Source organism: Rhodocytophaga rosea (genome assembly GCF_010119975.1).
GTDB classification, from domain to species: domain Bacteria; phylum Bacteroidota; class Bacteroidia; order Cytophagales; family 172606-1; genus Rhodocytophaga; species Rhodocytophaga rosea.
Genome location: NZ_CP048222.1, coordinates 2273753 through 2299909, shown reverse-complemented (window position 1 = coordinate 2299909; position 26157 = coordinate 2273753). Strand labels below are relative to the sequence as shown.

At 40.0% G+C, this 26157-nt stretch carries 18 protein-coding genes and 1 pseudogene; 10 read left to right on the top strand and 9 right to left on the bottom strand.

Features of this window, described 5'->3' with window-relative positions; genetic code table 11:
• Positions 1–74: 74 nt before the first annotated feature.
• The 3 genes from GXP67_RS09595 to GXP67_RS09590 are packed head-to-tail and all read left to right on the top strand — an operon-like array spanning position 75 to position 2908.
• Entirely contained in the window at positions 75–1772 is a 1698-nt protein-coding gene (locus tag GXP67_RS09595) for a sodium-dependent transporter (protein WP_162442942.1), read from the top strand.
• Positions 1769–1906, top strand: coding sequence for a hypothetical protein (locus GXP67_RS36955; protein WP_197901662.1), 138 nt, complete (start codon positions 1769–1771; stop codon positions 1904–1906). Before GXP67_RS09595 ends, GXP67_RS36955 begins: the two co-directional genes overlap by 4 nt.
• Positions 1907–1957: 51 nt before the next feature.
• On the top strand, positions 1958–2908 hold the full coding sequence (locus GXP67_RS09590) for a ComEA family DNA-binding protein (protein ID WP_162442941.1): 951 nt from the start codon (positions 1958–1960) through the stop codon (positions 2906–2908).
• Here the strand turns inward: GXP67_RS09590 and GXP67_RS09585 are convergent.
• The 3 genes from GXP67_RS09585 to GXP67_RS09575 form a co-directional block, all read right to left on the bottom strand.
• On the bottom strand, positions 2890–3189 hold the full coding sequence (locus GXP67_RS09585; RefSeq protein WP_162442940.1) for a hypothetical protein: 300 nt from the start codon (positions 3187–3189) through the stop codon (positions 2890–2892). The genes GXP67_RS09590 and GXP67_RS09585 overlap by 19 nt on opposite strands.
• Positions 3190–3553: 364 nt before the next feature.
• On the bottom strand, positions 3554–4099 hold the full coding sequence (locus GXP67_RS09580) for a hypothetical protein (protein WP_162442939.1): 546 nt from the start codon (positions 4097–4099) through the stop codon (positions 3554–3556).
• A gap of 159 nt (positions 4100–4258) precedes the next feature.
• Positions 4259–5272 (bottom strand): aspartate-semialdehyde dehydrogenase, encoded by a 1014-nt coding sequence (locus GXP67_RS09575; RefSeq protein WP_162442938.1) that lies wholly within the window; start codon positions 5270–5272, stop codon positions 4259–4261.
• Between the two features lie 299 nt (positions 5273–5571).
• Between GXP67_RS09575 and GXP67_RS09570 the strand changes: the two genes are divergently transcribed.
• From GXP67_RS09570 to GXP67_RS09555, 4 genes are all read left to right on the top strand, one after another.
• Positions 5572–9765: a lamin tail domain-containing protein gene (locus tag GXP67_RS09570; RefSeq protein ID WP_162442937.1), complete on the top strand. Its 4194-nt coding sequence runs from the start codon at positions 5572–5574 to the stop codon at positions 9763–9765.
• 234 nt (positions 9766–9999) lie between these two features.
• Positions 10000–11064, top strand: a complete 1065-nt coding sequence (locus GXP67_RS09565; protein WP_232065080.1) for a hypothetical protein — start codon at positions 10000–10002, stop codon at positions 11062–11064.
• A 147-nt stretch (positions 11065–11211) separates the two neighbouring features.
• Positions 11212–12282, top strand: a complete 1071-nt coding sequence (locus GXP67_RS09560) for a CapA family protein (protein WP_162442936.1) — start codon at positions 11212–11214, stop codon at positions 12280–12282.
• Positions 12279–13067 carry a PhzF family protein gene (locus GXP67_RS09555; protein ID WP_162442935.1) on the top strand — a complete coding sequence of 263 codons (789 nt, stop codon included), beginning with the start codon at positions 12279–12281 and terminating at the stop codon, positions 13065–13067. Before GXP67_RS09560 ends, GXP67_RS09555 begins: the two co-directional genes overlap by 4 nt.
• 72 nt (positions 13068–13139) lie before the next feature.
• On the opposite strand, the gene GXP67_RS09550 is transcribed toward GXP67_RS09555, so the two are convergent.
• The 6 genes from GXP67_RS09550 to GXP67_RS09525 form a co-directional block, all read right to left on the bottom strand.
• Positions 13140–13709, bottom strand: a complete 570-nt coding sequence (locus GXP67_RS09550) for a type 1 glutamine amidotransferase domain-containing protein (protein ID WP_394351965.1) — start codon at positions 13707–13709, stop codon at positions 13140–13142.
• A gap of 347 nt (positions 13710–14056) precedes the next feature.
• Positions 14057–14896 carry a transporter gene (locus tag GXP67_RS09545; RefSeq protein ID WP_162442934.1) on the bottom strand — a complete coding sequence of 280 codons (840 nt, stop codon included), beginning with the start codon at positions 14894–14896 and terminating at the stop codon, positions 14057–14059.
• A gap of 118 nt (positions 14897–15014) precedes the next feature.
• Positions 15015–15719, bottom strand: coding sequence for an outer membrane beta-barrel protein (locus GXP67_RS09540; RefSeq protein ID WP_162442933.1), 705 nt, complete (start codon positions 15717–15719; stop codon positions 15015–15017).
• A gap of 54 nt (positions 15720–15773) precedes the next feature.
• Entirely contained in the window at positions 15774–18926 is a 3153-nt protein-coding gene (locus tag GXP67_RS09535) for an efflux RND transporter permease subunit (RefSeq protein WP_162442932.1), read from the bottom strand.
• Between the two features lie 97 nt (positions 18927–19023).
• A complete protein-coding gene (locus GXP67_RS09530) occupies positions 19024–20139 on the bottom strand; it encodes an efflux RND transporter periplasmic adaptor subunit (RefSeq protein WP_162442931.1) in 1116 nt (371 codons plus the stop codon).
• Positions 20140–20159: 20 nt separating this feature from the next.
• Positions 20160–21431, bottom strand: coding sequence for a TolC family protein (locus tag GXP67_RS09525; protein ID WP_162442930.1), 1272 nt, complete (start codon positions 21429–21431; stop codon positions 20160–20162).
• 1267 nt (positions 21432–22698) lie between these two features.
• On the opposite strand from GXP67_RS09525, the pseudogene GXP67_RS38220 reads away from it, so the two are divergent.
• The 3 genes and pseudogenes from GXP67_RS38220 (at position 22699) to GXP67_RS09510 (ending at position 26074) form a co-directional block, all read left to right on the top strand.
• A pseudogene (locus GXP67_RS38220) lies at positions 22699–23930 on the top strand (outer membrane beta-barrel protein).
• An 80-nt stretch (positions 23931–24010) separates the two neighbouring features.
• The gene (locus tag GXP67_RS09515; RefSeq protein WP_162442929.1) at positions 24011–25414 is read left to right on the top strand and encodes an ammonium transporter; all 1404 of its coding nucleotides are present in this window, start codon (positions 24011–24013) and stop codon (positions 25412–25414) included.
• 75 nt (positions 25415–25489) lie between these two features.
• Entirely contained in the window at positions 25490–26074 is a 585-nt protein-coding gene (locus GXP67_RS09510) for a DUF4468 domain-containing protein (protein WP_162442928.1), read from the top strand.
• Positions 26075–26157 lie beyond the last annotated feature (83 nt).

Genomic DNA, 26157 nt, shown 5'->3' with positions numbered 1-26157 from the left:
AATATTGCTGTCAAGTTTTGCATTCTGTCCTAAGATAGGTATATTTCATTTTTGTGTGTTTTAAATAAAAATAGATGAGCGATACAACAACTACTACAAGCACTTCTACCAATACGGAATCATGGGGTTCCAGGGTCGGACTCATTCTGGCCATGGCAGGCAACGCTGTAGGACTTGGAAACTTTCTGCGGTTTCCGGTGCAGGCCGTACAAAATGGGGGAGGAGCTTTTATTATACCCTATCTGGTTTGTTTCTTACTCATGGGTATTCCCTTGTTGTGGATCGAATGGGCCATGGGCAGGTTTGGGGGTAAGTTTGGCAATCACTCTACTCCTTTCATCCTGGATACTATGGACAAACGCAAGTTCTGGAAATATATCGGGGTGTTTGGCATCTTTACTAATATAGCCGTAGCGGCTTACTATTGTTACCTGGAAAGCTGGACGATGTCGTATGTATATCATTCACTGGTTGGTACTTTCCGGGGAATGGACCAGAATCAGGTGGCTGCCTTTTTTGTAAACTATGTGGATATAACGACTACTACAACAGGACTTCCTTTTGAAGCGATTATATTTTTTATATTTTGCGTAATACTAAATACATTCATCTTAAGCCGGGGCTTAAGTGGTGGTGTAGAAATAGCCTCTAAAATTGGTATGCCTTTGCTGATTATATTCGGTATGTTTCTCGCCTACAAAGGAATTACTCTTCAATCTGGTAAAGAAGGAGCCGTATACGGCGGTTCAGTAGGGTTGAATTTTCTCTGGACTCCCCAATTTGATAGCTTATGGAACCCTAAAGTATGGCTGGCAGCTGCCGGACAAATTTTCTTTACCCTGTCTGTTGGGATGGGTACGATCCAGTGTTATGCTTCGTATGTAAGCCGGAAAGAAGATATTGCCTTAAATGCCATGTCGGCCGGCTGGATGAATGAATTTGTAGAAGTAGTATTGGGAAGTGCGATTCTGATTCCGATCTCTGTAGGGTATCTGGGCATTGATAAAGTAGTAGAATTGACATCCAGCGGTGGTTTAGGATTAGGTTTTCGCACGATGCCTTACCTGTTTCAGCAATGGGGCGTATTTCTGGGGGCTTTCGCAGGTGTAGCCTTCTTTGGACTGCTATTCTTCGCAGGCATTACTTCTTCTTTGGCCATGGGTACTCCCTGGATGGGCTTTTTACAGGATGAATTTAAATGGTCGCGTGAAAAAGCGGCTTTTTCATTTGGTGTGATCGTACTTATTCTGGGCACACCCACCGTATTATTTTTTAATGAAGGCGTATTTGATGAATATGATTATTGGGCTGGTACCGTTTCGCTGGTAGTATTTGCCCTTGCAGAAACTATATTGTTTGCCTGGATATTTGGCATGAAGAAAGGCTGGAAGGAGATTACAGATGGGGCAGATATCAAGGTACCTGACTTTTATAAATTTGTAATTAAATGGGTGACTCCGTTTTTGCTTTTATTTGTATTCATAGGTTCCTTAATTGGTCCGGCTGGTGGTGATTGGGGAGCAGCTTTTAGTAGCCTGGGCAGTGGTAATGGATGGTTGCTGGATAATGGTTCTATTATAGCCCAGATTATGAATAAGGGTCTGAAAGAACAGATTGCAGCGGCTACTGATCCGGCTGTAATTGCTACCCTAGAACGTAAAATTACGTATATCAACGGGGCAAAACTCTTATTACTGGCTGTGTTTGCTGCAGCAGCATATTTAGTTTATTTAGCGTACAAAAAAAGAATCCGCGAAGGGAGGTTTTCATGAGTTCACAAGCATTAATAATGATGATGGTTACAGAACTGATTGTAACTGGCTTTACTGTATATTTCTTCTGGCGGGTACTTAATACTAAACCTAAAGCGGAACCAGATTCGTATACCGACGACGATAAGGTATAAGTCTTACCTGGCATATATTCCGGCAATACAAACACTTGTTTTTCAGCAGCTATGAAGAAGGTGAACTATTGGATCCGTAATGTATTTGGCTTCGACCAGCGGCAAACCAAAGGTTTCCGGACTATTACCTTGCTCATGCTGTTGCTATTAGCTTTGCCATTTTTATATTCACTTTTTTTATCTCAGCCTGCTTCCGGTATTACCAGAGATAAAGTTATGCTGGATAGTGTAATGGCTTTGCTGGAAAAGCAATCTGTTTCGCCTGTGGCTGTAAATACGCCTATTCCGCCTATCTCAAAGGGGGTACTTCTGTTTGATTTTAATCCTAACGAAATTGATGCAACCCAATGGCAGTCTCTGGGTTTGCCTAAATACATAGCCGAAAGGATTATAAAATACCGCGACAAAGGGGGCAAATTCAAAACAAAGAAAGATGTGCTGAAGATTTATGGATTTCCTCCGGCGCTTTACGAACAATTATATTCCCACATCTTGCTACCGGATACGCTTGTATATGAGAGGAAATATGAGAAAGAAGAAAAACCAGTATTAGCGGAAAAAAGTAAACCTGCTCCGTTTACAAAAAAAGAAGAGAAAATACTTTCATTTAATATCAATAAGGCCGATACGGCAGAGTTGAGCCAAGTTCGGGGCATTGGACCTGCATTATCCAAACGGATTATTAAATACCGCGATCTGCTCGGCGGTTTTATAAATACAGCACAAATAGGGGAAGTGTATGGCCTGGATTCTACTGTGGTGAAAGAATTATTAAAATATGGCTATCTGGAAGATAACATACCATTCCGCAAACTGAATGTGAACACAGCGACTGTGCAGGAATTAGATGCCCATCCTTATATTACGCCAAAAATAGCCCAGATTATTGTAGCTTACCGGCAACAACATGGCAAATTCGCCTCTTCTGAAAATTTGTATAACATCCGGGTACTCGACAAAACAACCTTAAATAAATTATTGCCTTACCTGAGTTTTGAGTGATAATAGCTTAGCGCCCTGGCGAGTTGTCTGGCAAATACCACTTCCTGGTTTGCCAACGCTTGCTGTTTCAGTTCCTGCGGACAAAGCTGCAAAGGGCCATCATTTATTGTATTCAATGAAATGCGGCTGTAGAATTGTAAATGTCCTGTTTGAAGATTACGCATAGCGTATTCATGCGCTGCTTGGCTGGTCATAGAGGAGGTAGTATCTGTTCTCCTTTTATGTATCGCTATTCCGCTTAGCAGCAGGATAGTAAAGAGAAGAATAAAGAGGGCTTTCACGGTTGTGTTGGTTTGTTGATGCAAGTTGTAATTTTTACTGGATGCTCACAAGTATTTATGAGTGAAACGTGAAAAATACGGTGTGAACTGATCATTTTTTTTGCTGAAACTAGCTAATCAGAAAATATTAATATCCACACTCCCTACTTTTCGCTTTTTTACCGTACAATGCTTATTTTAATTTCAACTGATAGAACCGGTAACCCAAAGATATCACAAACCGGTCGGTCTTTTGTTTAAAAACGTATTTCTGGTCTTTATATTTTAAGGATTTACTTACTGGTGTTAAATTTCTATCATAGGCTATATCCAGGGAAAAATTTCTTTTGATCTTAAATCCTATACCCAGTTGCTAGGTCAATACCTAGGGCAAATAGCTTTCTTGTATTCCATACCTGAAACGGTTCATCTCATTGCGGGATCTGCTTACATCTTCAAATCCGGGAAGGGTTTCATCATACAGAACTAAACTCGATTTATTTTTATAGGTTACATTCCAGACATTTAACCCTGCAAACAAACGTAGCCATTTTACTGGCTTATATCCAGCAGATAAATTTAATTCTGTTTGTTTTAAAAGCGTGCTAACTCCCACCGCCCAATTTTCAGTATCTGAAGGATTATCCCAGTTGTCAACTACCATAGAACTTCCTCCTATATTATAGGCATAGGCAAGTTCTGCCTGCGCCGACCAACGCTTGTGTTCAACACGTGTAAGTGCAGCAAAACGAAATCCATCCATAAAACTGCCTGAATGTTGGCTTCCTCTAATGTTGGTCCCTTCAATAAAGCTGTTAACATACAAGTGGTTATAGGTAACATAGCCTGCTTTGAAGCCATAGGACATTGTGTGGCACCAGGCGTTATAACTGAATAGGAAAATGGTGAGGAATAGTAAAAGTTTTTTCATAGACGTAGCTGGCACGAAAATGTATAATTTTTGTAAAAACAAGGAGTGATGCAACTGAGGTTGCTGGAAGCAAAATAACAGTAATTTCTCCAAATGCAAAATGAAAAACGCAGCCATTTCTGACTGCGTTTTTATTGTATCAAACTATGTACGGTTTGCTTAAACCGCTACATTTTCTTCCTGATTGATCAGTTTGTTTGCCATCAGGTATTCGGCAATCTGAACAGCATTAGTCGCCGCTCCTTTGCGGAGGTTATCAGCCACAATCCACATATTTAAGGTTTTGGGCTGGGTTTCATCTCTTCTCAGGCGGCCAACAAATACTTCATCTTTACCATGTGCAAGCAGCGGCATTGGATATTTAAAAGCTTTTACATCATCATGCACGATTACGCCAGGTGCTTTTTCCAGCAGGTTGCGAACTTCTTCCAGATCAAATTCATTTTCAAACTCCACATTTACGGCTTCTGAATGGCCGCCTATTACTGGAATACGCACCGTAGTCGCTGTTACCCGGATGCTGTCGTCACCCATGATTTTTTTGGTTTCATTCACCATTTTCATTTCTTCCTTGGTATAGCCGTTATCTAAAAATACATCAATGTGCGGCAATACATTCAGGTCGATCTGATGTGGGTATACTTTCTGGCCTTCTTTGCCAGCACGTTCGTTCATCATCTGGTCTACAGCATTTTTACCGGTTCCGGTTACCGACTGATAGGTAGAAACAACAATCCGTTTCACTTTATATTTTTTATGTAAAGGTTCCAGGGCTACTACCATTTGAATAGTAGAACAGTTAGGGTTGGCAATAACTTTGTCTTCAGCAGTTAAAACATGTGCATTTACTTCTGGTACAACCAGCTTATTGGCAGGATTCATGCGCCAGGCAGAAGAATTATCGATAACCGTAGTACCTACTTCGGCAAATTTGGGTGCCCACTCTAAAGAAGTGGAGCCGCCGGCAGAAAAAACGGCAATCGCAGGACGGGCATCTATGGCTTGCTGCATGCTGTGTACGGTATAGTCCTTACCCTTCCAGGAGATCTTTTTGCCAACCGATTTTTCAGAAGCTACCGGAATTAATTCGGTAACAGGAAAATTTCTTTCCTCTAATACTTTCAACATTTCGCCGCCTACCAGTCCGGTAGCGCCTACAACTGCTACTTTCATAAGAGATTACAGATTAAAAATGAATTCAAAATTTATTTAATAAACAAAAGATAAAAGTCCAACCGGATAGCTACTCTGTTTGCAGAAAACCCGTTTTCCTGAGAAACGCTCAAAAGCAACCAATTCCTTCCGGATGTAATGATTTACAGCTTGTTCCAGAGCTGCAAAGTAACGCAATTTTTAAATTTAATACATGAAATCGGGCCATGATTTTACTGTAATTAGCCTATATACATCAGAATTATACAAAATGCCCACCTTCTGACTCTAAATAAATTGTATAGCACATTGTTTTATTCATGAAAACCGGTTATTTGCTCACTATTTTTTGCCTTTTCTCTTCCCTTTTTTCTTTTGGCCAGCTTCAGGATGATTTTACAGACGGTAGTTTTTCTGATAATCCAGCCTGGAACGGTGATCTTGGTAGCTGGACGGTTATTAGTGGACAGTTGCGGTCTAATTCATCGGTTGCCAGTTCTTCCTTTTATTTGAGTACACCTTCAGAACTGGTGGCAGGAACACAATGGGAGTTTTACGTAAAATTATCTTTCAATACTTCCGGGACTAACTATCTCGATGTGTATCTTACTTCAGAATCAGAGAATCTGAAAACTACGCCAAACGGATATTTTGTGCGGATAGGTGGTGCGAAAGATGAAATTTCTTTATACAAAAAAGTAGCTGGTGTTTCTACGCTGCTCATCAATGGTACAGATGGTATTACCAATACTTCCAGCAATAGTCTGAAAATTAAAGTTACCTGTAATGCCTCTTATGAATGGAAACTGGAAAGAGATGCTTCCGGAACAGGTGCCAGTTATACTAGTGAAGGAACGCTTACAGATGCTTCTCTTCCTTCAAGCCACTATTTTGGCATAGTAGTGCAGCAATCTACTTCCAGCTTTTTTAATAAGCACTTTTTCGATAACTTTCAAATTATACCTATTGATGTTACTCCGCCTACACTTAAGGCCGTTCAAGTGCTTTCAGCCAATACCCTGGAGTTAACTTTTTCAGAAACACTTACGCAATCTTCAGCAGAAAATGTGACTAATTATACAATAAGTCCGGCAATAGGGAATCCGGCAACAGCGAAGCTTACCAATGGAATAAACCCTACAGATGCAACAAAAGTGGTACTCACATTTGCCACAGATTTGGTGAGTAAACAGCCATATGAAATTTCGGTAATCAGCGTGGAAGATGCCAGCCAGAATGCGATCATAGTTCCAGAAAAAGGAACTTTTACCTATGTTGCGCCTTTTGTGCCACAATTCCGAGATATTGTAATGAACGAGATTTTTGCAGATCCTTCTCCTCCGGTAGATCTGCCGGAAGCTGAGTTTGTGGAACTTTATAATACGACTGACCAGACGATCAATCTTTCCGGCTATATATTTACTGATGGCAGCAGCACAGCCACTTTCGGAAATATAACGCTTGCCTCATATAGTTATTTGATCATTTGTAATACCAATAATGCCGCACTGTTTACACCCATAACAACCACCATTGGCCTCAGTAATTTCCCTTCGCTCAATAATAGTGGAGAAACCCTTACACTAAAAAATCCATCTGGCAAGGTGATAGATAAAGTTACATATGCCCTGAGCTGGTATCAGGATGCGGTAAAAGACGATGGCGGATGGACGCTGGAACAGATCAACCCAAAAACAGCTTGTAATAATGCCCAGAACTGGACTGCTTCCGCAGATGAAACAGGCGGTACTCCTGGTAAACAAAATTCAGTATTTAACCAGGCACCTGATCTGCTATCTCCGGCTTTACTTTCAACCCAATTGAATGGAAATACAGTATTAGAATTGCATTTTTCGGAAACTATGGACAGTGTGCTGCTGAAAGATATACAGCATTATACCGTTAATAAAGGATTAAGTGTAATATCTGCCAGAGCCTTATCTCCGGATTATTCAACTGTGCAGCTCACATTGCATCAAACGCCTGAGCTCGGGGAGGTATATACCATTTCAGTAAATGGATTGAGCGATTGCCCTGGAAATATAATAAATCCTTCGACGATGACTTTCGGAATAGGCGCTATTCCCCAACCATATGAATTATTGATTACTGAAATTTTGGCTGATGAAAGCCCGAAAATAGGTTTGCCAGAAGCTGAGTTTATTGAACTATATAATCCTACAAACAAACTGCTATCCCTGGAAAACCTCACTTTCAGTGATGGAAATGGGGCAGTAAAGTTAAGTGCAGGCATCATTGCTCCTCATGAATATATCATTTTATGTGCTTCTGTTGCGGTAGCGCAATATAAGTCCTATGGACAGGCAATATCAGTTTCTGGTTTTTCCCTGAATAATTCCGGTGAGCCGCTTAAGCTTATGAATGCACAAGGTGTTATAATACATGCCGTTTCCTATTCTTCTGATTGGTATACTGATTCACAAAAATCTGGTGGAGGCTGGTCGCTGGAAATGATTAACCCTTCTGCCACTTGCCCGGATAAAAGTAACTGGACGGCTTCGACTGATGAAAGTGGTGGGACACCTGGCAAACAGAATTCAGTGTATAGTCTGAAACCAGACATAGCTGCTCCTGTATTGCAATCGGTTCAGATCAATGGCGACGCAGAACTACAACTGAATTTCTCAAAAACGATGGATAGTGTGTTGTTGAAGAATACACAATTTTATTCAATTGATCAGGGATTGACAGTAACAGCCGCTAATGTTATAGCTCCGGATTATTCTACTGTGCAGCTAAGCCTCAGCCAAATGGTTGAACCAGGAAAAGTATACTGGCTTACTATAAACGGGCTGCAAGATTGTCCTGGAAACAAACTGGTAAGAGTTACTATGCCTTTTGGAATAGGCGCTGTACCTCAGCCATACGAATTACTGATTACAGAAATCCTGGCCGATGAAACACCTAAAGTTGGCCTTCCGGAGGCAGAATTTATTGAACTCTATAACCCCACCAGAAAGTTACTTTCTCTGGACAAACTCACTTTTAGCGATGGAAATGGCGCTGTTAAACTGAATGGAGGTGTAATTGCAGCCGAAGAATATATTATTCTCTGTGCCTCAAGTGCCGTTCCTGTTTACCAATCTTATGGAAGAACTTTGTCAGTATCTGGCTTTTCTCTCAATAATTCTGGCGAGCTATTAAAACTCACAAATGCCCAGGGTGCACTGGTTCATATGGTTAATTATACTTCAGACTGGTACAGAGATCCGGTAAAAGCAAATGGTGGCTGGTCATTGGAAATGATTGATATACATAATCCATGTGGGGATGAAGGGAACTGGGCAGCATCTGAGTCCATTAACGGTGGTACACCTGGCAAAGCTAATTCTGTGCAAGCTTCCAAACCGGATCTTACTGCGCCGAAATTGTTACAAGTCATCGTAAAAGATTCTTTACATATAAATCTGTTTTTCGATGAGAAACTCGATAGTGCTTCTGCAGCTTTACCTGGCATCTATACTTTACAGGATATATCCATCCAATCTGCAACACCAGTAAGTCCATTTCTCCGTGAAGTGCAACTACAATTGGCTACTCCTTTAGTTAAAAAAGTGATGTATACCCTCTCTGTAAAAAACAGTATGGATTGTAATGGTAATATCAGCAGTACCCTTCTTTCCGATGCCTTTACAATGCCAGAGCAAGGCGATTCGATGGATATCATCATTAATGAAGTGTTGTTTAATCCCCATACTGGCGGTGCTGATTTTGTGGAAATTTTCAACCGATCATCCAAATATATTAATCTGCGAAACTGGCAGCTGGCCGATTGGGAAGAGGATAGTGTATCTAATGCCAGGCCTGTTGCTGAGATAGATTTTATTATGCCCCCACATTCTTATCTGATTCTCACCAGCAATAAAGCTAGCATCCGGGAAAACTATCCTAAAGCGGTTGAAGAAAATTTTCTGATGATGGAAACGCTGCCTACCTATACAGATGAGGCCGGAAGTGTAATTCTACTTAACAATTTGGGCAAAATTACTGACAGAGTTGATTACGCTGAAGATATGCATTTTAGTCTGATAGATGACGTGGAAGGTATTTCTCTGGAGCGTATTAATCCTGATGGTGCTTCTAATACGTCCTCTAACTGGCATTCTGCTGCCAGTGCAGAAGGGTATGCTACACCTGGATACCAGAATTCACAATTTCTGGCAACTACCCAGCCGGTTTTTGCTTTCAATATCTTTCCAAAAGTATTCACCCCGGATGAAGATGGACGGGATGATTTCACCACATTTAACTACAAATTCGATCTTCATGGCAATGTGGCTACCATTAGCATATTCGACGTACAAGGGAGAGAAGTAAAGAAAATAGCACGAAACCAGTTACTGGCCACAGAAGGGTTTTATAGCTGGGATGGTACCAATGAACAAGGCGCAAAGGTTCGTACAGGGGCATATATTATTCATTTCATCCTTTTTGATATCAGCGGAAAAAAGCAATTTTTTAAGGAAAGAGTAATTGTTGGGGCAAAATTCTAAAACCCCTGTATTGATAAAATGCAATTTTTTATATTTGTTGTAAAATATATGAATATACTAAGTTTGTAAGATAAATTAATTATATATATTGTTGATTTTTAGTGTTTTATATATACAATAAAACAGATTTAATTGTACAAATTATGTTGTATTAAAAATATAAAATTGAATAAATATATACAAAAAAAGTTATAAATATTTGAACTCCTCTAAAGCATTATTCGTTAAGAATGTATGCAAGAATCAGTTGAGAACAAACAAATGTCGCTTTTTTCACAGGAAGTGGAGAAACACGACCAGGAGCCGGGAGATGATAGCTGGAAAAAGTCCATTCCGGCGCAGGTTTTCCTGAATCATTTCTTTGGCATTACCTATCACATTTTACAATCCGAAGAAGCGTATGGTCTTCACCGGATCATATATTTTCTGAATCATCATCCTGAATTAAGCAAGAAGGATACAGACCAGATTAAAAAGCATTTAATCAATTGCTGGAGTACGGAATATGCGCTGCGTTCTACCGCAAAGCTTGGCGATGAGCAATACCTGCGTAATGCCCTTCACTGGACTTTTCCGCAGGCGTATTACAGCATATTTGCTGGTGTTCAGGCATTTCTACAAACTTTGGGTGTAACTGGCAGTAATGAAGAATTGATCCGCCGGGAAATCGGCCGACTGGTAGTGAAAGGGTATTATCCGCAGCCGGTCGCATTTTATGCTGCTGGTCATTATGGAGATTTTAAAGTACACCGTTTGCCATTAGCTGCATACAAGCCAAGTTTGAATCTGGCGGGTAAAGAGCTGGAAGCACAGGCACAAATTGGTCAGTTTTTACGGACTACCCGTAGATTACGAGCCCAGAGTATTCGTCAGCAGATACAGAACAATCCAACTACAGCATTGAGAAGTAAGCGGACCGGGGAAATTTTACAGAAATTCAACGACAGCCACTGGCACCAGCTGACCTGGCGTGTTGGTTATACTACTTTCTTCGATCTACTGGGACGTTTGCGTATTTCTGCCAATCACCGGGAAATTGAGCGTTTTGTGGAGGCTGAAATTGATTTTAAACTGTTTCACCAGTCGTTGCTGGAGATTGTAAATTACCTGAATGGCATTCACGAATGTTACATTGCGCAGGCTATGGGTCTGGAAGCCTATCAGCAAATGATCGCTGAATTACCGGCTCATTTGGCGAATGGATTTGTGAGGAAGCGTCTGGAAGAGAAAATCATACCGGTTTTGAACCAAGTGCAACCACCTGCCACTGAGGAAAGACAGCTTGGTTTGTCGGCTTAAGTTAGTTTTACGATTTATTTTAATGAATGCCATTCTATTGCAATAGAATGGCATTATTATTTACATGAGTTTATATACCTTGCGCCTGATAATTACGTGCCTACAGCCGGGTATTCTCTATATTTGAATGTATACCTTACATTTTGTATGAAACAGTTTCAACATTTACTATATAACTATTTTCTGATTCCTGCGCTGGCATGTCTTTTTTCTACACATACATTTGCTCAATCTTCTGATACCCTTACCATAATTGGTGTAGGTGATATTATGATCGGTACTAATTTTCCAAGTCCGATATATTTACCTCCGCAAGATGGCGCAGCTATGCTGGAACCAGTAAAAGAGATATTACAGGATGCCGATGTAACCTTCGGGAACCTGGAAGGTACCTTACTGGATTCAGGCGGAAAAGTAAAATCATGTAAGGATACTACTATTTGTTATGCCTTCCGTTCACCCACCCGCTATGGGAAATATTTGCAGGATGTAGGATTTGATATGGTAAGCCTAGCCAATAATCACAGTGGAGATTTTGGGCCGGAAGGAAGAATGAGCACCATGAAAACGCTGGATAGTTTGCAGATCAAATATGCTGGCTTGCTTACTACTCCGGTAACCACCTTTGTAAAAGATAGCATTACCTATGGACTAGCTGCTTTTGCACCCAATGAGGGAACCTGCGACATCCGTAATATTCCGGAAGCCCAGCGCATTATTAGAGAGTTAGACCAAATGGTTGATATCGTAATCGTATCTTTTCATGGGGGTGCAGAGGGGAGCCGCTTTCAGCATGTAACCAGGAAAAAAGAAATTTTTTATGAAGAAGACCGGGGGAATGTATATGAGTTTGCCCATAAAATGATTGATGCTGGAGCCGATATAATATTTGGACATGGACCACATGTAACCCGCTCGGTGGATTATTATAAAAACAGGTTTATTATCTACAGCATGGGAAACTTTTGTACTTACGCCCGTTTTAATCTGAAAGGGGAAAATGGATTGGCTCCCATTGTAAAAGTATACATTAATAAGGAAGGGGAGTTTTTGAAGGCTGAAATTACAGCAACAAAACAAGTAGGAGAGGGTGGCCCCCAGGTAGATCCAGAAAACAAAGTGATTCAGACATTGCAACGGCTGCTTGCCAGCGATTTTCCGGAAGCGCCTCTTAAGATCAGTAACGAAGGTACTATTACTAAATATACACATAAATGAAGCTTTTCAAAGTAGATGCTTTTACAGACAAGCCTTTTGGCGGCAATCCGGCAGCGGTTTGTTTACTGGCGCAATCCAAAAGTGAAGCCTGGATGCAGAGTATCGCACAGGAAATGAATCTGGCAGAAACAGCATTTATCTATCCGGTGATTGATGGAGGCTACAACCTGCGCTGGTTTACTCCAACCGTTGAAGTAGATCTGTGTGGCCATGCTACCCTGGCAACTGCCCATGTACTCTGGGAAATTAGTTATCTTACCGCACATGAGGAAGTCAGGTTTCATACCAAAAGCGGCTTGCTTACAGCTAAACGCAAAGAAAACTGGATCGAACTCAACTTTCCGGCAGAACCTGCTCAGGAAGCAGAAGTACCTGCAGGCTTAGTGGAAGCATTGAAAGTAAAACCTTTGTTTGTAGGCAAAAACCGCTTCGATTACATCGTAGAGGTAGAATCTGAGGAAGTAGTTAGAAATCTACAGCCAGATTTAAAACTATTGGCAACAGTGCCAGCCAGAGGTATTATAGTAACAAGTGCTTCTGCTGATCCTGCATACGATTTTGTTTCCAGATTTTTTGGGCCAGCCAGTGGTATCGATGAAGACCCAGTAACCGGCTCGGCGCATTGTTGTTTAGGACCATACTGGCAGCAAAAATTAAATAAAAATACCTTTACTGCTTTTCAGGCATCCAAACGAGGAGGAATTGTGAAGGTGAAAGTATCGGATGACCGGGTTTTTCTGACAGGCCAGGCAGTAATTATATTGCGGGGAGAATTAGTTGTGTAGGATTACAAATACAAAACAAAAAGCCGGTAATTATTTAAAATTGCCGGCTTTTTGTTTTGTAATGAATAGAGTTTATGCCGTCATTTGTTTCTGGCGGTTGTGAATACCTTCTTTAATTTCTTCGATCAGTTTTTTATTAAAAGCTGGCAAATCGTCGGGCTTACGGCTGGTAACCAGGCCCTGATCAGTTACAACTTCCTCATCTACCCAATTGGCACCGGCATTGATCAAGTCTGTTTTGATGGATGGGAAGGAGGTTAATTTCCTGCCCCGGATCACGTTAGCTTCTGCCAGCGTCCAGGGACCATGACAAATCGCTGCAACCGGTTTTCCTGCTTCAAAAAAGCTTTTTATAAAAGCAATAGCCTGTGGGTTTACTCTCAGGTAATCCGGATTCATTACGCCTCCGGGAAGTACCAAGGCATCGTAGTTATCTGCACTGGCACTGGTTAAGGGCACATCCACCTTAAACTTATCACCCCAGTCTTTTTCATCCCAGGCTTTTACTTCGCTTTTCTGAGGAGAGATAATATGTGTAAGAGCACCTTGTTCATCCAGGGCTTTTCTGGGGGACGTGAGTTCTACCTGCTCAAATCCGTTTTCAACTAAAATCGCTACTTTCTTATTTTCTAAAGTCTTCATAATATTAATTGTTGCTGGTTGAAAGATACTTGCCACAAATATTGGCAGCTTATTTTCCTTACGCCTGTAACCCAATTTTGTTGCATTTTCTCCCATAATGCTTGACCCAGGTGAAAATATCAGTCGCCTTATCCTAACACTTTGTTAATTGAAGCAGTTGTTCTGTCAACTTACCGGATATATGTAGCACTTAACACATCTGTTCTGGTAGTTTACGGCCTTGCTCTGGCTATATACCCTATCGTTCTGTCAGCTAGCGGTTATGTTCTGCGCTCTTACATAGCTGTTCTGTCAGTTTACATACATGTAGCGGCTACTTACAAGTTTGCGGAGGTATTTTGCAGGGGCTACCTGGGAAAACGTATGCCTATACCTGCACCAGCGTAAATATCTATGGCATGGTAAGAAATAGATTTGCTCACATACACATCCAGTTGCAGATTGGGTCTAAGCATATATAATAAACCAGTGTCTGCTGCATATTGAGAAGGTTCTCCTGGAATATTGATGCAGAAAACTTCGGCAAACATAGAAAGCTTTTCAGTGAAACCTACCGCTTGTGAAAGGGAATAATGGCTTACAATATCACCTGTAGTCTGGTCTATGTAGGCACCTATGCTTCCATCCAGCACAAACCTATCGGAAATAGAGTGAGAAAATGCACCCACCAGACCTGGGGTAAACTTATGCGTGAGGTCTAATTCTTTCCGGGTATGAAAAGGAGTAAATACTTTAACCAGCACAGCTATATTGGGGCGCAACCCTTTCTGGTCAAAAAGTTTTATTTTTGCAGCCAGTAAAGCCGGGTATAATCCGGTAGTTTTATCTTGTGTCCTATCCTGAGGTTTTACTCTTTCTACCCCATAATTTTCTTCTAAACGGATTTCTACCCCTTTCATCAGGCCATACCTCAGCAATAGATTTGGATACGTGATAGACCGGTAAGAATACTGTAAACTATCTTCCTGATAACGGTCCCAATGGTGTTGTATACCGGTTTCTATCTGGAAAAAACCAACCGGAATTACATAAGGAGAATCCGTTTGATCAGGCCGGTCAATGGTGAGGGTAGGAATGAGGTTTTTATGACGGACATGCGTTGAATCTGCCTGTGCTTTATCTTGTGCCTGGATAGTACTACTAAACACAAGCCCGAGGATGATAGCCGTAAAACATCCTTTTTCCATTCCAGATTTAAGTTTTAGCTAAATTGCCGGGCAATAAGAATGAATCTGATAACCCGGCAATTGTGAAAATATAGTTATTGATATAATAAGTATAATTGTGTCAGAATTATACTTTGCCTTAGAACATAAAGGCTATCTGCACGCCATACACACGGTTTTTTCCACTGTATCCCGGATAGAGAGTAGCATTATTATAGACACTCTTAGTTCCCCACTGGCCTACAAGCCGTACTTGAAACAGGTTAGAGCCAGCATACAGTTCGGCGCCAACGCTAGCTGTAAGTGCCATATCATTCTTTTGAATATTTTCTGTTACCTCAGTAATCTTGTGGAAACCATCCTCTACACTATGGAAATAATCTCTTGCACTAATCAGTTTCTGGGGGATAATTCCAAACGAACCCACCAATCGTACATCCCCTCCGGCAATGGGTTTTGGAGTTCGTAAGATCAATAGAATAGGAATGTCCAGGTAATTAAACCTTAATCTTTCCCGATAGGTAGAATCCGGAGTGCCTAATACGACCTCCTCTTTATTTCTATTGATAACACCCGTACCCCGTTGCTGATAGCCTGCGCCAACACTTATTCCTAAAAATGGGGTAAAATAATATTCTCCTTTAATAAAATAACCCAAGCTAGGTTTATAAAAATATTCGGGCGTATTCCCTTCTACACTCGACCATAAGTTATTTAACTGTATGCCCCAATAAAATTTCTTAAATTGAATTTCTCGTTTGTTTAAGCTATCTAACTGGGCATAACTATTTTGCATAGCTATAAATAAGCTGCATGCAATCAATACTATTATATGTTTTTTCATAGGATGATTAATTATAACCAACCCCAAACAGCTGTTGGGGTTGGTATGAAATTTTTATAGAGCGATGGATGGATGTACTTCGTCTGTGGAACCTGATTTCTTTTTCTTGTGCTTTATGGCAGTATTTTTATAGAATGCCTTATAAATAACAGGCAAGATCAATAAAGTAAGGATCGTAGCTGAGATCAATCCACCAATTACTACTACTGCCAGAGGCCGTTGGGTTTCAGAACCAATACCTGTAGAAAGTGCTGCCGGAAGCAACCCTAACCCAGCCATTAAAGCAGTCATTACAACCGGACGTACCCGGGTTAAGGCACCTTCGCGGATAGCAGGTAACAAGTCCATACCTTCTTCCCGGTTTTTGTTAAATATCGCAACCAGAATTACCCCATTCTGTACACAGACCCCGAATAAAGCGATAAAGCCCACGCCTGCTGAAATACTGAAGTTGATTCCGGTGAGATACAAGCCTAAAATACCGCCGATGAGCGCAAAAGGAACGTTCATTAGTACAATCCCGGCATCTTTAGCAGAGTTAAACATAATGAACAACCAGACAAAGATGAGTGCGATAGAAATAGGCACTACAATTTTAAGCTGATTGGTTGCCCGTACCTGGTTTTCAAATTCACCATTCCAGGTAATATCGTAGCCTTTGTCCAGTTTTATTGCCTGGCTTACTTTATCCTGCGCCTCTTTAATCGTACCTCCCAGGTCACGTTCACGCACCGAAAACTTGATAGGAACAAATCGCTGATTTCCTTCGCGGTAAACAAAAGCAGGGCCAGTTGTGAGTTTGATTTGAGCTAATTCGCGAAGTGGTATTTTGGTGCCATTGGTACAAGGAATTAATAGTTTTCCTATCTCTTGTTCAGAATTCCGGTATTCAGGCGAAAAACGTACTCTAATGTCAAATCTTCTTTCTCCTTCATACATGATAGAGGCAGCTTTTCCACCTACAGCCATTTCTATAATATCTTCTGCATCAGAAATATTAGCGCCATAACGGGCCATCTTAATATGATCGAGTTCAATACGAAGTTCTGGTTGACCCAGGCTTTTGAAAATACCCAGGTCTTTTACTCCTTCAATCTTGCTCATAATAGTTCTGATGGAGTCCGCTTTCCGTTCCAGTACGGTAAAGTCGTCACCAAATACTTTAATAGCCATTTCTCCTTTTACACCAGATACAGCTTCTTGCACATTATCTGAAATAGGTTGAGAGAAGCCGAAAATTACCCCTGGAAAACGCTTTTCCAGCTTGGTTTGCATATCAGTAATCAGTTCGTCTTTGGTTACATCTCTTTCCCACTCATCTTTTGGAAGCAAATCCACAAAAAATTCCACATTGAAAAATCCTGTAGGATCGGTACCATCATTGGGGCGTCCGTTCTGAGAAATAACTCCTCTCACTTCCGGATATGGCCGGAAAATCTGGCGCATTTCTTCAGAGAGTGCATTGGCTTTGGAGAAAGAAATACTTTGCGGCATGCTGGCCCGAACATAAATAGAGCCTTCGTTGAGTTGTGGCAAAAATTCGGTACCTAAGCCGGCAGCGATTATCAGACTGATAGCTAACACGCCTACAGATAAACCAACACTTAATTTTGGCTTCCGCATCGCCCAGTCTAGAGATGGGCGGTAGACGTTTTCCAGGAATTTAACCAGAGGATTGTCTTTTTCCCGCACATTTTTGCTCAACAACATATTACACAACAGCGGAACCAAGGTAAGCGTAAAAATAAGTGCGCCTAGCAAGGCAAACCCAATCGTATAGGCAAGGGGCGAAAACATTTTACCCTCTACTTTTTGAAAAGCGAATATGGGTATTAAGGCTGTAATGATAATAAGCTTAGAAAAGAAGATGGGCTTTCCCATTTCTATGGATACTTTTTTTACAAGGCCCATTTTTGAAATGAGGTTATAGCGCTCTTTGCCCATTTCGTGCTGCTTATGGGCCAGATACACAAAGATGCCTTCTACCATTACCACTGCGCCATCTACAATAATTCCGAAATCTATGGCACCAATTGAAAGCAGGTTTGCTGACATGCCTTTTATTTCCATACAGATAAAGGCAAATAACAAGGCAAGCGGAATGATGATCGCAACAATGAACGTAGTACGCCAGTCGGCCAGGAATATAGATAGAATAAAAGTTACCAGCAATACACCCATTATAAGGTTTTCCATCACGGTATGTGTTGTGTGGTTAACCAATGTAGTACGGTCGTAAAATGTATTAATCTTTACGCCTTCAGGCAATATCCTTTCGTTTAGATCAGATATTCTTGTATTAAGGTCTTTTAGAACCTGACTTGGGTTTTCCCCTTTTCTCAGCAGCACAATACCTTCTACTACATCTAACTTTCCATCACGCCCTACTTTACCCATTCTGGGCCTGAATGACATTTGTACATCCGCTACATCTTTGATAAAGATCGGCGTACCATTGATATTTTTAACAATAATATTGCGGATATCCTGTACATTTTTTACCATTCCGATTCCCCGTACCAAGTAGGCTTGCGCACTTTTTTCAATTACGTCACCTCCTACGTTAGCATTATTGGCGTGTAAACTCGCAAAAATATCTTCGGGGGTAAAATTGAAAGCGATGAGTTTATTGGGGTCTAAGGTTACTTCAAAAGTTTTCACTTCTCCGCCAAAACTAATCACATCGGCTACACCAGGAACGGCTTTCAAACGTTTGTCGATTACCCAGTCTTGAATTTCCTTCAGTTCCCGTACTGTTTTACCTTTTCCATCCAGCGTATATCTGAATATCTCGCCAGTTGGGCCTGAAGGCGGTTGTACCTCGGGTTCGGCACCATCTGGCAGGTACACACTTCGTAACTGATTGGAAACCATCTGCCGGGCATAGAAATCTTCTACACCGTCATCAAAAATCATTGTTACTACTGAAAGCCCATAGAGCGAAATGGAACGCAGGCTGGTTTTCCTGGGAACTACATTCATTTCAGTTTCTATCGGAATAGTTACAAACTTCTCCAGTTCTTCGGCGCTACGGCCAGGCCACTGAGTAATAATAACTACCCGAGTGTTAATTACATCCGGGAAAGCTTCTATAGGGGTGTTCAAGAATGCCCGTATTCCTAAGCCCACTACAATGAGCGTAGCTACGATAATAAAGGCTTTGTTTTTTAATGAGAAAGAGATAATCTTTCCTATAAATTTATTCATAGACTCGACGAAAAGATATTATGGATATAAACTAATTGAGATATATGATCAATCGTAGTAGTTGAAAAGTGCCACACACTATGATTAATAATATTTTCTATAACTGGTTGTTATAAGAGGTGGTGAGAAAAAGCGCTCCTTCGGTTACAATTTTATCTCCGGCGGCTAATCCCTCATGTATTTCCGTGTAATTTCTAATGGTTTTGCCAGGCTTGATTTTTACTTTGGTAAATGTATTTTCCTTAATTTCTTTCATCACCCAGAAAGCATTGTTTTCAATCACCAAAGCTGAAGTAGGAATAGCTAGTACTTCATTGGTTTTTTTTGGAGAGATAATAACTGTAGCAAACATTTCAGGTTTGAGCAATCCTTCTCTGTTATCAAGCTCAGTACGCACTTTAATTACTCTGGAAGCAGGATCAAGCATGGTACCTATTTTTTTAATCTGGCCGGTAAAAATCTTGTCAGGGTAAGCAATGGTTCTTACTTGTACTTCGTCTCCTTCATGTATTTTAGAAAGATCGCTTTCATATACATTGGCCCATACCCATACCGTTTTTAAATCAGAGATTGTAAACATGGTAGAGGCATTATCTGTCCGGATCTGCATTCCCTGGTTAATGTTTCTTTCAACAATGTAGCCGCTATTGGGTGCATATACTTTATATAAAGCATCCAGATTCTGCGAAGAACCGCCATATAGCTCCAGAATTTGCTTTCTTTTTTTAAACTCAGATTGTGCATTATTAAAGTCATTCTGTGCTTGTGCAAGGTCTCTTTCGGAAATTACATTCGTGGCAAACAATTCTTTGGCACGTTTAAGGTTTTTGTCGGCTACCTCAAAATTTGACTTGGCAATATTGTAATCGCCCTGATAGGTACTAATGTCTGTACTCAAAATAGTAGCCAGCAATTGTCCTTTTTGTACATAATCGCCTAGAGAGACATTTACGCCTTCTACACTACCACTCACAATAGGAAATACGCGTACTACATTATCTTCATCAAAGCTTACTTCTCCTACTACGGTGAATTCATCACTATCTGGAATCATTTCCACAGTATCTACTTTTGTATAGTTCAGACTTTCATCGGGTAAGGTAACGCCCTCACCTTTTTTGCTTTCTGTTGACTGTTCAGCAGGTTTTTCCTTATTGCAGGATGATAGTAGTACTGCAAAGGTTATGATTGGTATTAATAATATTTTTTTCATGATTGATATCTATTAATGTTTTATAATAATTCTTTTCCTATACTGAAATTCAATTGATTAGCCGAACGGTTATAATTGTTCCGTAATTCAATTTCCTGGATTTTGGTTTGTATATAAATGCGTTGCTGATCTATGTATTCGAGGATGCTGATATTTCGCCTGTTATAGTTTGTAGTAGCATTTGTATTCAATTCTTCCAGTTGCTGAATAAACTGAGCAGAGTAATTAGATAGCCCTTTTTGTGTGTTAATGAGTTGATAATACGCGTTCGTAATTTCGTTTACTACTATATTTTCCTGTTGTTTAAAACCTGTTTCTGCCTGCTTTACCCGTATTTTTGATTCTTTAATACGTCCCTGGTTGCGGTCAAATAAGGGAATGGGCAATTCTATGTTAAAACCTTCATATGGACGAACGTAGTTACTCCCTCTGTCAAAAGGCTGATAAGCGAACTTAATATCTGGTACACTGGTAGATTTCTGGAGTTTTAAATTCCTTTTTTCATAATCGATACTCCGCCTTTTAAGCCTGTAATCTGGCCTGGATTCAAGCGCATAGCTTATAAGCTGAGGTAGAGCTTGTAATGAATCTATCAGGGTTACTTTTTCACTGGTGCGTACATAATTGTTAGCAGGCAGATTAAGCAGAATCCTCATGTTTTTCATTTGCTCTTCAATGGCATTTCTGTTTTGCAGTGCCTGGGCCTGTATAGCAATTAATTCTGACCGTAATCTCACTACTTCATTCCCTGCGATGGCACCCGTTCTGAGTTGCTGTTCGGAAGCAGCAATCAACTGACCTACATTGTTAAGAACTGCTTCATATAGCGTATCCTGTTGTTGCAGGGAATTTAGAGAAGTATAAGTATTACTCAGTTCTAACATCAGGCTGCGGAGTATGTCTTCTACAATGAGCTTGTTCATCTCCACACTCATTTTAGCAAGCTTTACGTTATTTCTGTGCTTACCAGCAATAGAAAAAATCTGTTCGAATTGTATTAAGGCTTGCCGCTGTGCATTAAAATAATCATTGCCTTCGACACTGTATACGCCCTGGTTCCAAACCAGATAGGGGTTATTCCATACTTTGGCTTGAATCGTTCTGGCTTCAGCCATATTGATATCATAATAAGCAGCAATCAAACGCAGGTTCTCTTTGAGCATTTGGGCTTTTGCTTCATCATAAGTCAGTACAAGTACTTGTTTTGTTGTATCCTGTGTTGACTGAGCTTTTACAAAATGGGTGAAAGTTATAAAACACAAGAAGAAAATCGCTGAACGATAGTTCATCATAAAAGGGTAAAAAGTTTACATGACGGGAATAGTGTAAAACATCTGATGCTTTTCAGTAATACGTTCACATGTATAGCCACAAAGGAGCACTAACAAAGCGTTATCCTTGAGCAATCAGATTAGTAAATAAGGAATAGGGAAGGCAGAGTGCTGCAATAATAATATAGGTATATAATTGATTTGAATAAGTATTAATACTTATTCAAATCAATTATGCTATATTTTTTCACACAGAGGTTACTATAATCTAACTTACTATGAAACAGCTACAAGATTATCATTATACATAGTAGTATGAATGAAAAGTGTTAAACTGCTTAATAATATAAATCAAAACAAGATGATTCATTTAAAAGCAATAGCTATTAATATAAACAGTAAGTTATAAGTATGGTACCAGCCTAAAGTAATAAGGCTATAAGCGAAGCTTTCGGAATAAAATAAAAAAACCTGGGGGATGAATAGAATTCCGGCAATTTATAAAACTGAGGCTGTTATAAAAAAGCCGGGTATGAAAGTAAGTGAAATACTTAAGGTTAAATAAAAAACTCAGCGTCGCACGTTCCTGCTGAACTACTTCCCTCAATTCCGGAACAGCATTGAATCTGGCAGCTGTTGAAGTAATTCCAACATCATTGGTTTTAAGCTGCCGGGCTCCTCCATTATCAAATAAAGCTAAAGATGTATTATTTGAGAGGTATCTACTGGAGGGCTTGAATTCCGGAATTGGCAATGAGAATAACCAACCTGTAAACAGGCAGCATAGCATTATTAATGCTACACTCTTCAAACTGTTTGTCTGGGTACTTCTCATCACCTTACAAAGGTATATCAGTTTTTGTTACAAAATATATTTTTTACCATAAAAAGTTCGCTCTTATTCCTTTATACTCTTTTTTCTTGTAATTGTTCAAAGATATGCTTTTAAAATACTATTGTCTGCACATTTTACTTTGATATATAGCACAAGTAGTATTTTCCATATTTTTCACCTGAATAACCCAACGCCCCTGTCTTATTGCCATATATTGCTAAATGCATAAAAAATATACAAAAAGTGCAATATGATAATTTTATATGCATGCTTAATAAATATAGGAGTATTTTTATAAAAGCCTTTATTTTTAAGGGTATTTTTATGAAATATTAACTTTTTTTTAAAAACAGCATAAAATTATTAGGTCATTTCTTGCAAATATCATTTTTACATATAATTTTGATATTCGTTTTTAGGCTATTCATTCTTTTTTTAACTAAAACCTTTTCTATGAAAAAAACAATTTACTTTGTGGCAATCATTTTTATTCTGCCTTTGCTTTCTCATGCGCAGAGCAAAGACTCCACCGATACCGGGCAGTTCAGTATTTCTGGCTACATTGATTCGTACTACTTCACTAATTTTAACAGACCAGCTTCCAGAGATAATATGGGGCAGTCGGGTGTAGGCAGAGGCTTCGACAGAAGAGTAGATCAATTTTCATTAGGTATGGTTCAGACTCTTTTTAAATATACCAACCGTAAGTCTGAAATGGTAGCTGACCTGGCCTTTGGACCTAATGCACAATATGGTAACTATGGCAACGTACCGGTATTAAGTCCTGCCTATGGATATGCTGTTGGAAATGATGTTTATTCTGGTGTTATAATTAAGCAAGCCTATTTTAAATATAATGCTACTGATAAATTGTCGTTCACAGCCGGACAGTTTGGTACGCATATCGGGTACGAATTAATAGATGCCCCCTTAATTATCACTACTCCATTAACCATACTTTCAATAGCGGGATTCCTTTTTACCACACAGGACTAAAAGGTTCTTACTCATTTAGCGATAAAGTAGGATTGATGCTGGGAGTTGCTAATGGGTTTGACTATATATTTGATAACAACCGTGCTAAAGCTATTATCGGACAATTATTTGTTTCACCTGCTGATGGTTTCAATGTTTATTTCAATTATATACATTCTAATGAAGCAAATACTGACTCTTTAGGTAAAACTCCGGATGGTAATTTTACGGTATATGATGTAAACGGAACCTATCAGTTTACAGATAAATTCATGATGGCTTTTTGGGTGATGTTAGGTAGCCAGAAAGGACAAGTAGGTGCTCCGGGAACATTCACGCCAGCGGATGGAAATACCGGTGAAACGAAAACCTGGGGAGGCGCTAATCTATATGCCGTGTATTCCTTCTCCGATTTATTCAGCTTAGGTTTTAGAGGCGAACTTTTCGATAATACTTCTGGTGCCAGAGGGCTAAGAAATATTGATTCTTTTGGGAATGGTCATGGAACGAGTGTAACTACTTACACCCTTACCGGAACATTTACTCTAGCGGAAGGCCACTTATTATTAAAACCAGAACTACGTTTTGATAACTTCAAAAAACTGGAAGGTGATTCAGAAATAGCCTCCCAGCAATTTATGGACTCCGATGGAAACTTCACTAAAAACTCTCAGACAACCTTTGGTGTAGCTGCTATCTATAAATTCTGATCATACTCATTTTGTCCATTACTTATTTAAATCTAACCTTTTAACTAAATATAATTTATAAAAATCCAAACCTTAATTGTATGCATAAACCTAATTATTTACCCTTGATCGTGCTGCTTATACTGAGCATAACGGCTGTTCTTCTACCTGCTGTACCTTCAACAATTGTAACCGAAGGGCTAAACTCAGGTGATATTGCCTGGATGATCACAGCTGCAGCAATGGTATTGCTGATGACTCCCGGACTGGCTTATTTCTATGGAGGTATGGTAAACCACAAAAACGTAATTTCTACCATGTTACAAAGCTTTATTGCCATGGGTATTATGAGTGTATTGTGGGTAGCCGTTGGTTTTAGCCTTGCCTTTGGCGATAGTATTGGTGGCATTATCGGAAATCCAGGTACATTCTTTATGTTTAACGGAGTAGTAGACGGAAAGCCCTGGTCCTTGGCACCTACCATCCCACTTGTGCTGTTTGCTTTCTTCCAGTTGAAATTTGCTATCATCACACCTGCCTTGATTACCGGTTCTTTTGCTGAGAGAATTAACTTTAAATCGTATATTTTATTTATAGGTCTGTTCAGCTTATTTGTGTATGCTCCAATTGCACACTGGACATGGCATCCGGAAGGATTTCTGTTTAAATTAGGCGTTCTGGATTTCGCTGGTGGTACTGTTGTTCACATGTCGGCAGGATGGGCTGCACTGGCTGCTGCTTTATACTTAAAACGCAGAAAAACACATGAGTCTAATGTAACGCTTCCTCCGGCCAATATTCCATTTGTATTATTAGGAACAGGTTTGTTATGGTTTGGATGGTTTGGCTTCAATGGAGGTTCTGCTGTAGGTGCAACTCCCCTGGCTGCCATTGCCTTCGCAACTACTAATACTGCTGCTGCTGCTGCTGGTTTGTCCTGGATATTGTTCGATTGGTCTAAAGGCAGAAAACCTTCTGCACTAGGCTTCTGTATTGGCGCTGTAGTTGGTTTGGTTGCTATTACACCTGCCGCCGGATTTGTAACCGTGCCTGTAAGTATTTTTATTGGTACAGTAGCTGGTATTGTGAGCAATATGGTAGCACATCTGCGTTCAAAATCTAAATTAGATGATACCTTAGACGTATTCCCTTGCCATGGCGTAGGTGGTATAGTAGGTATGATCATGACAGGTATTTTTGCATCTAAAGCCATTAATGGTGCCGTGGTAGATGAAGGTTTATATTTCGGTACTACTACCTTGTTTGTAAACCACATGATCGCCTTAGTATTGGTTTCTATATTTGCTTTCGGCCTTTCTTTCGTATTGTTGAAAGTAACTGACATGATCCTTCCACTGAGAGTATCCGAAACTGATGAGAAACTTGGTCTGGATTTGAGCCAGCATAACGAAAGCTTGCTGGAGAATGTAGAAGAAGAAGAGTACAGCGAACCTGTATCTCGTTCTGCCAGCCGGGTGATGCAACCAAAAAGCACCCTCGCTTAATTTAATAAACCTAACCTTTATAAAGAGCTATCAGAAAGCTGGTAGCTCTTTTCTCAATTCTTAAATCCTTTTCAGATGAGATATGTACTGGCTATTCTTCTGCTTTTTGTTGGACTGATTGCCAACTCCCAACAGATTTTACCTGTGGATGCCGCTAATAAAGTAGCATTTACGGATGTGGTAAAAGCCGAAAATATGAAAAAGGAAATATTGAATGAAAATATTAATACATGGTTGCTTGCTACTCAATATTCTTTGCAGTCAGTTTCGAATGACTCAACTACACAAAAACTAATTGCCAGTTCAGAATTTCCGGTGTATGCCCGTGGATATGTCTCCAAAAAAATTCATGGAAAAATCAGCTATAAACTTACTATAGAAGTTAAGGATAATAAGTACAGGTACTTCTTTACCGACTTTGTATTTTCATATTATAAAGAAGGCCGTAACTATACAATGGTTCCTTCGGGAAAGAGAAAACCTATGGAGGATGAAAAGGCACAAGGCTGGCAATCTCTATGGGAAAATCACAAAAGAACTACGCTCAGCAGAGTACAAATGCACATTAACCAATTAGTTGTTGCTGCTACCAGAATACCCACTGTGCAAAAGCAGGTAACTGCTACCGAAAAAACACGTACTCCTGCTCAGGATTGGTAGAATTGCTACTGTACTATATTTGATTTATTGACTAGATAAAGCATTCCAGATTATAATTATTTTTATCCGCTCACCCATCAAAA

Bases quoted from the DNA above. Each gene is read 5' to 3' on its own strand.
- GXP67_RS09595 (WP_162442942.1), top strand. From the start codon at position 75: ATGAGCGATACAACAACTACTACAAGCACTTCTACCAATACGGAATCA.
- GXP67_RS36955 (WP_197901662.1), top strand. From the start codon at position 1,769: ATGAGTTCACAAGCATTAATAATGATGATGGTTACAGAACTGATTGTA.
- GXP67_RS09590 (WP_162442941.1), top strand. From the start codon at position 1,958: ATGAAGAAGGTGAACTATTGGATCCGTAATGTATTTGGCTTCGACCAG.
- GXP67_RS09580 (WP_162442939.1), bottom strand. From the start codon at position 4,099: ATGAAAAAACTTTTACTATTCCTCACCATTTTCCTATTCAGTTATAAC.
- GXP67_RS09575 (WP_162442938.1), bottom strand. From the start codon at position 5,272: ATGAAAGTAGCAGTTGTAGGCGCTACCGGACTGGTAGGCGGCGAAATG.
- GXP67_RS09570 (WP_162442937.1), top strand. From the start codon at position 5,572: ATGAAAACCGGTTATTTGCTCACTATTTTTTGCCTTTTCTCTTCCCTT.
- GXP67_RS09565 (WP_232065080.1), top strand. From the start codon at position 10,000: ATGCAAGAATCAGTTGAGAACAAACAAATGTCGCTTTTTTCACAGGAA.
- GXP67_RS09560 (WP_162442936.1), top strand. From the start codon at position 11,212: ATGAAACAGTTTCAACATTTACTATATAACTATTTTCTGATTCCTGCG.
- GXP67_RS09555 (WP_162442935.1), top strand. From the start codon at position 12,279: ATGAAGCTTTTCAAAGTAGATGCTTTTACAGACAAGCCTTTTGGCGGC.
- GXP67_RS09550 (WP_394351965.1), bottom strand. From the start codon at position 13,709: ATGAAGACTTTAGAAAATAAGAAAGTAGCGATTTTAGTTGAAAACGGA.
- GXP67_RS09545 (WP_162442934.1), bottom strand. From the start codon at position 14,896: ATGGAAAAAGGATGTTTTACGGCTATCATCCTCGGGCTTGTGTTTAGT.
- GXP67_RS09540 (WP_162442933.1), bottom strand. From the start codon at position 15,719: ATGAAAAAACATATAATAGTATTGATTGCATGCAGCTTATTTATAGCT.
- GXP67_RS09535 (WP_162442932.1), bottom strand. From the start codon at position 18,926: ATGAATAAATTTATAGGAAAGATTATCTCTTTCTCATTAAAAAACAAA.
- GXP67_RS09530 (WP_162442931.1), bottom strand. From the start codon at position 20,139: ATGAAAAAAATATTATTAATACCAATCATAACCTTTGCAGTACTACTA.
- GXP67_RS09525 (WP_162442930.1), bottom strand. From the start codon at position 21,431: ATGATGAACTATCGTTCAGCGATTTTCTTCTTGTGTTTTATAACTTTC.
- GXP67_RS09515 (WP_162442929.1), top strand. From the start codon at position 24,011: ATGCATAAACCTAATTATTTACCCTTGATCGTGCTGCTTATACTGAGC.
- GXP67_RS09510 (WP_162442928.1), top strand. From the start codon at position 25,490: ATGAGATATGTACTGGCTATTCTTCTGCTTTTTGTTGGACTGATTGCC.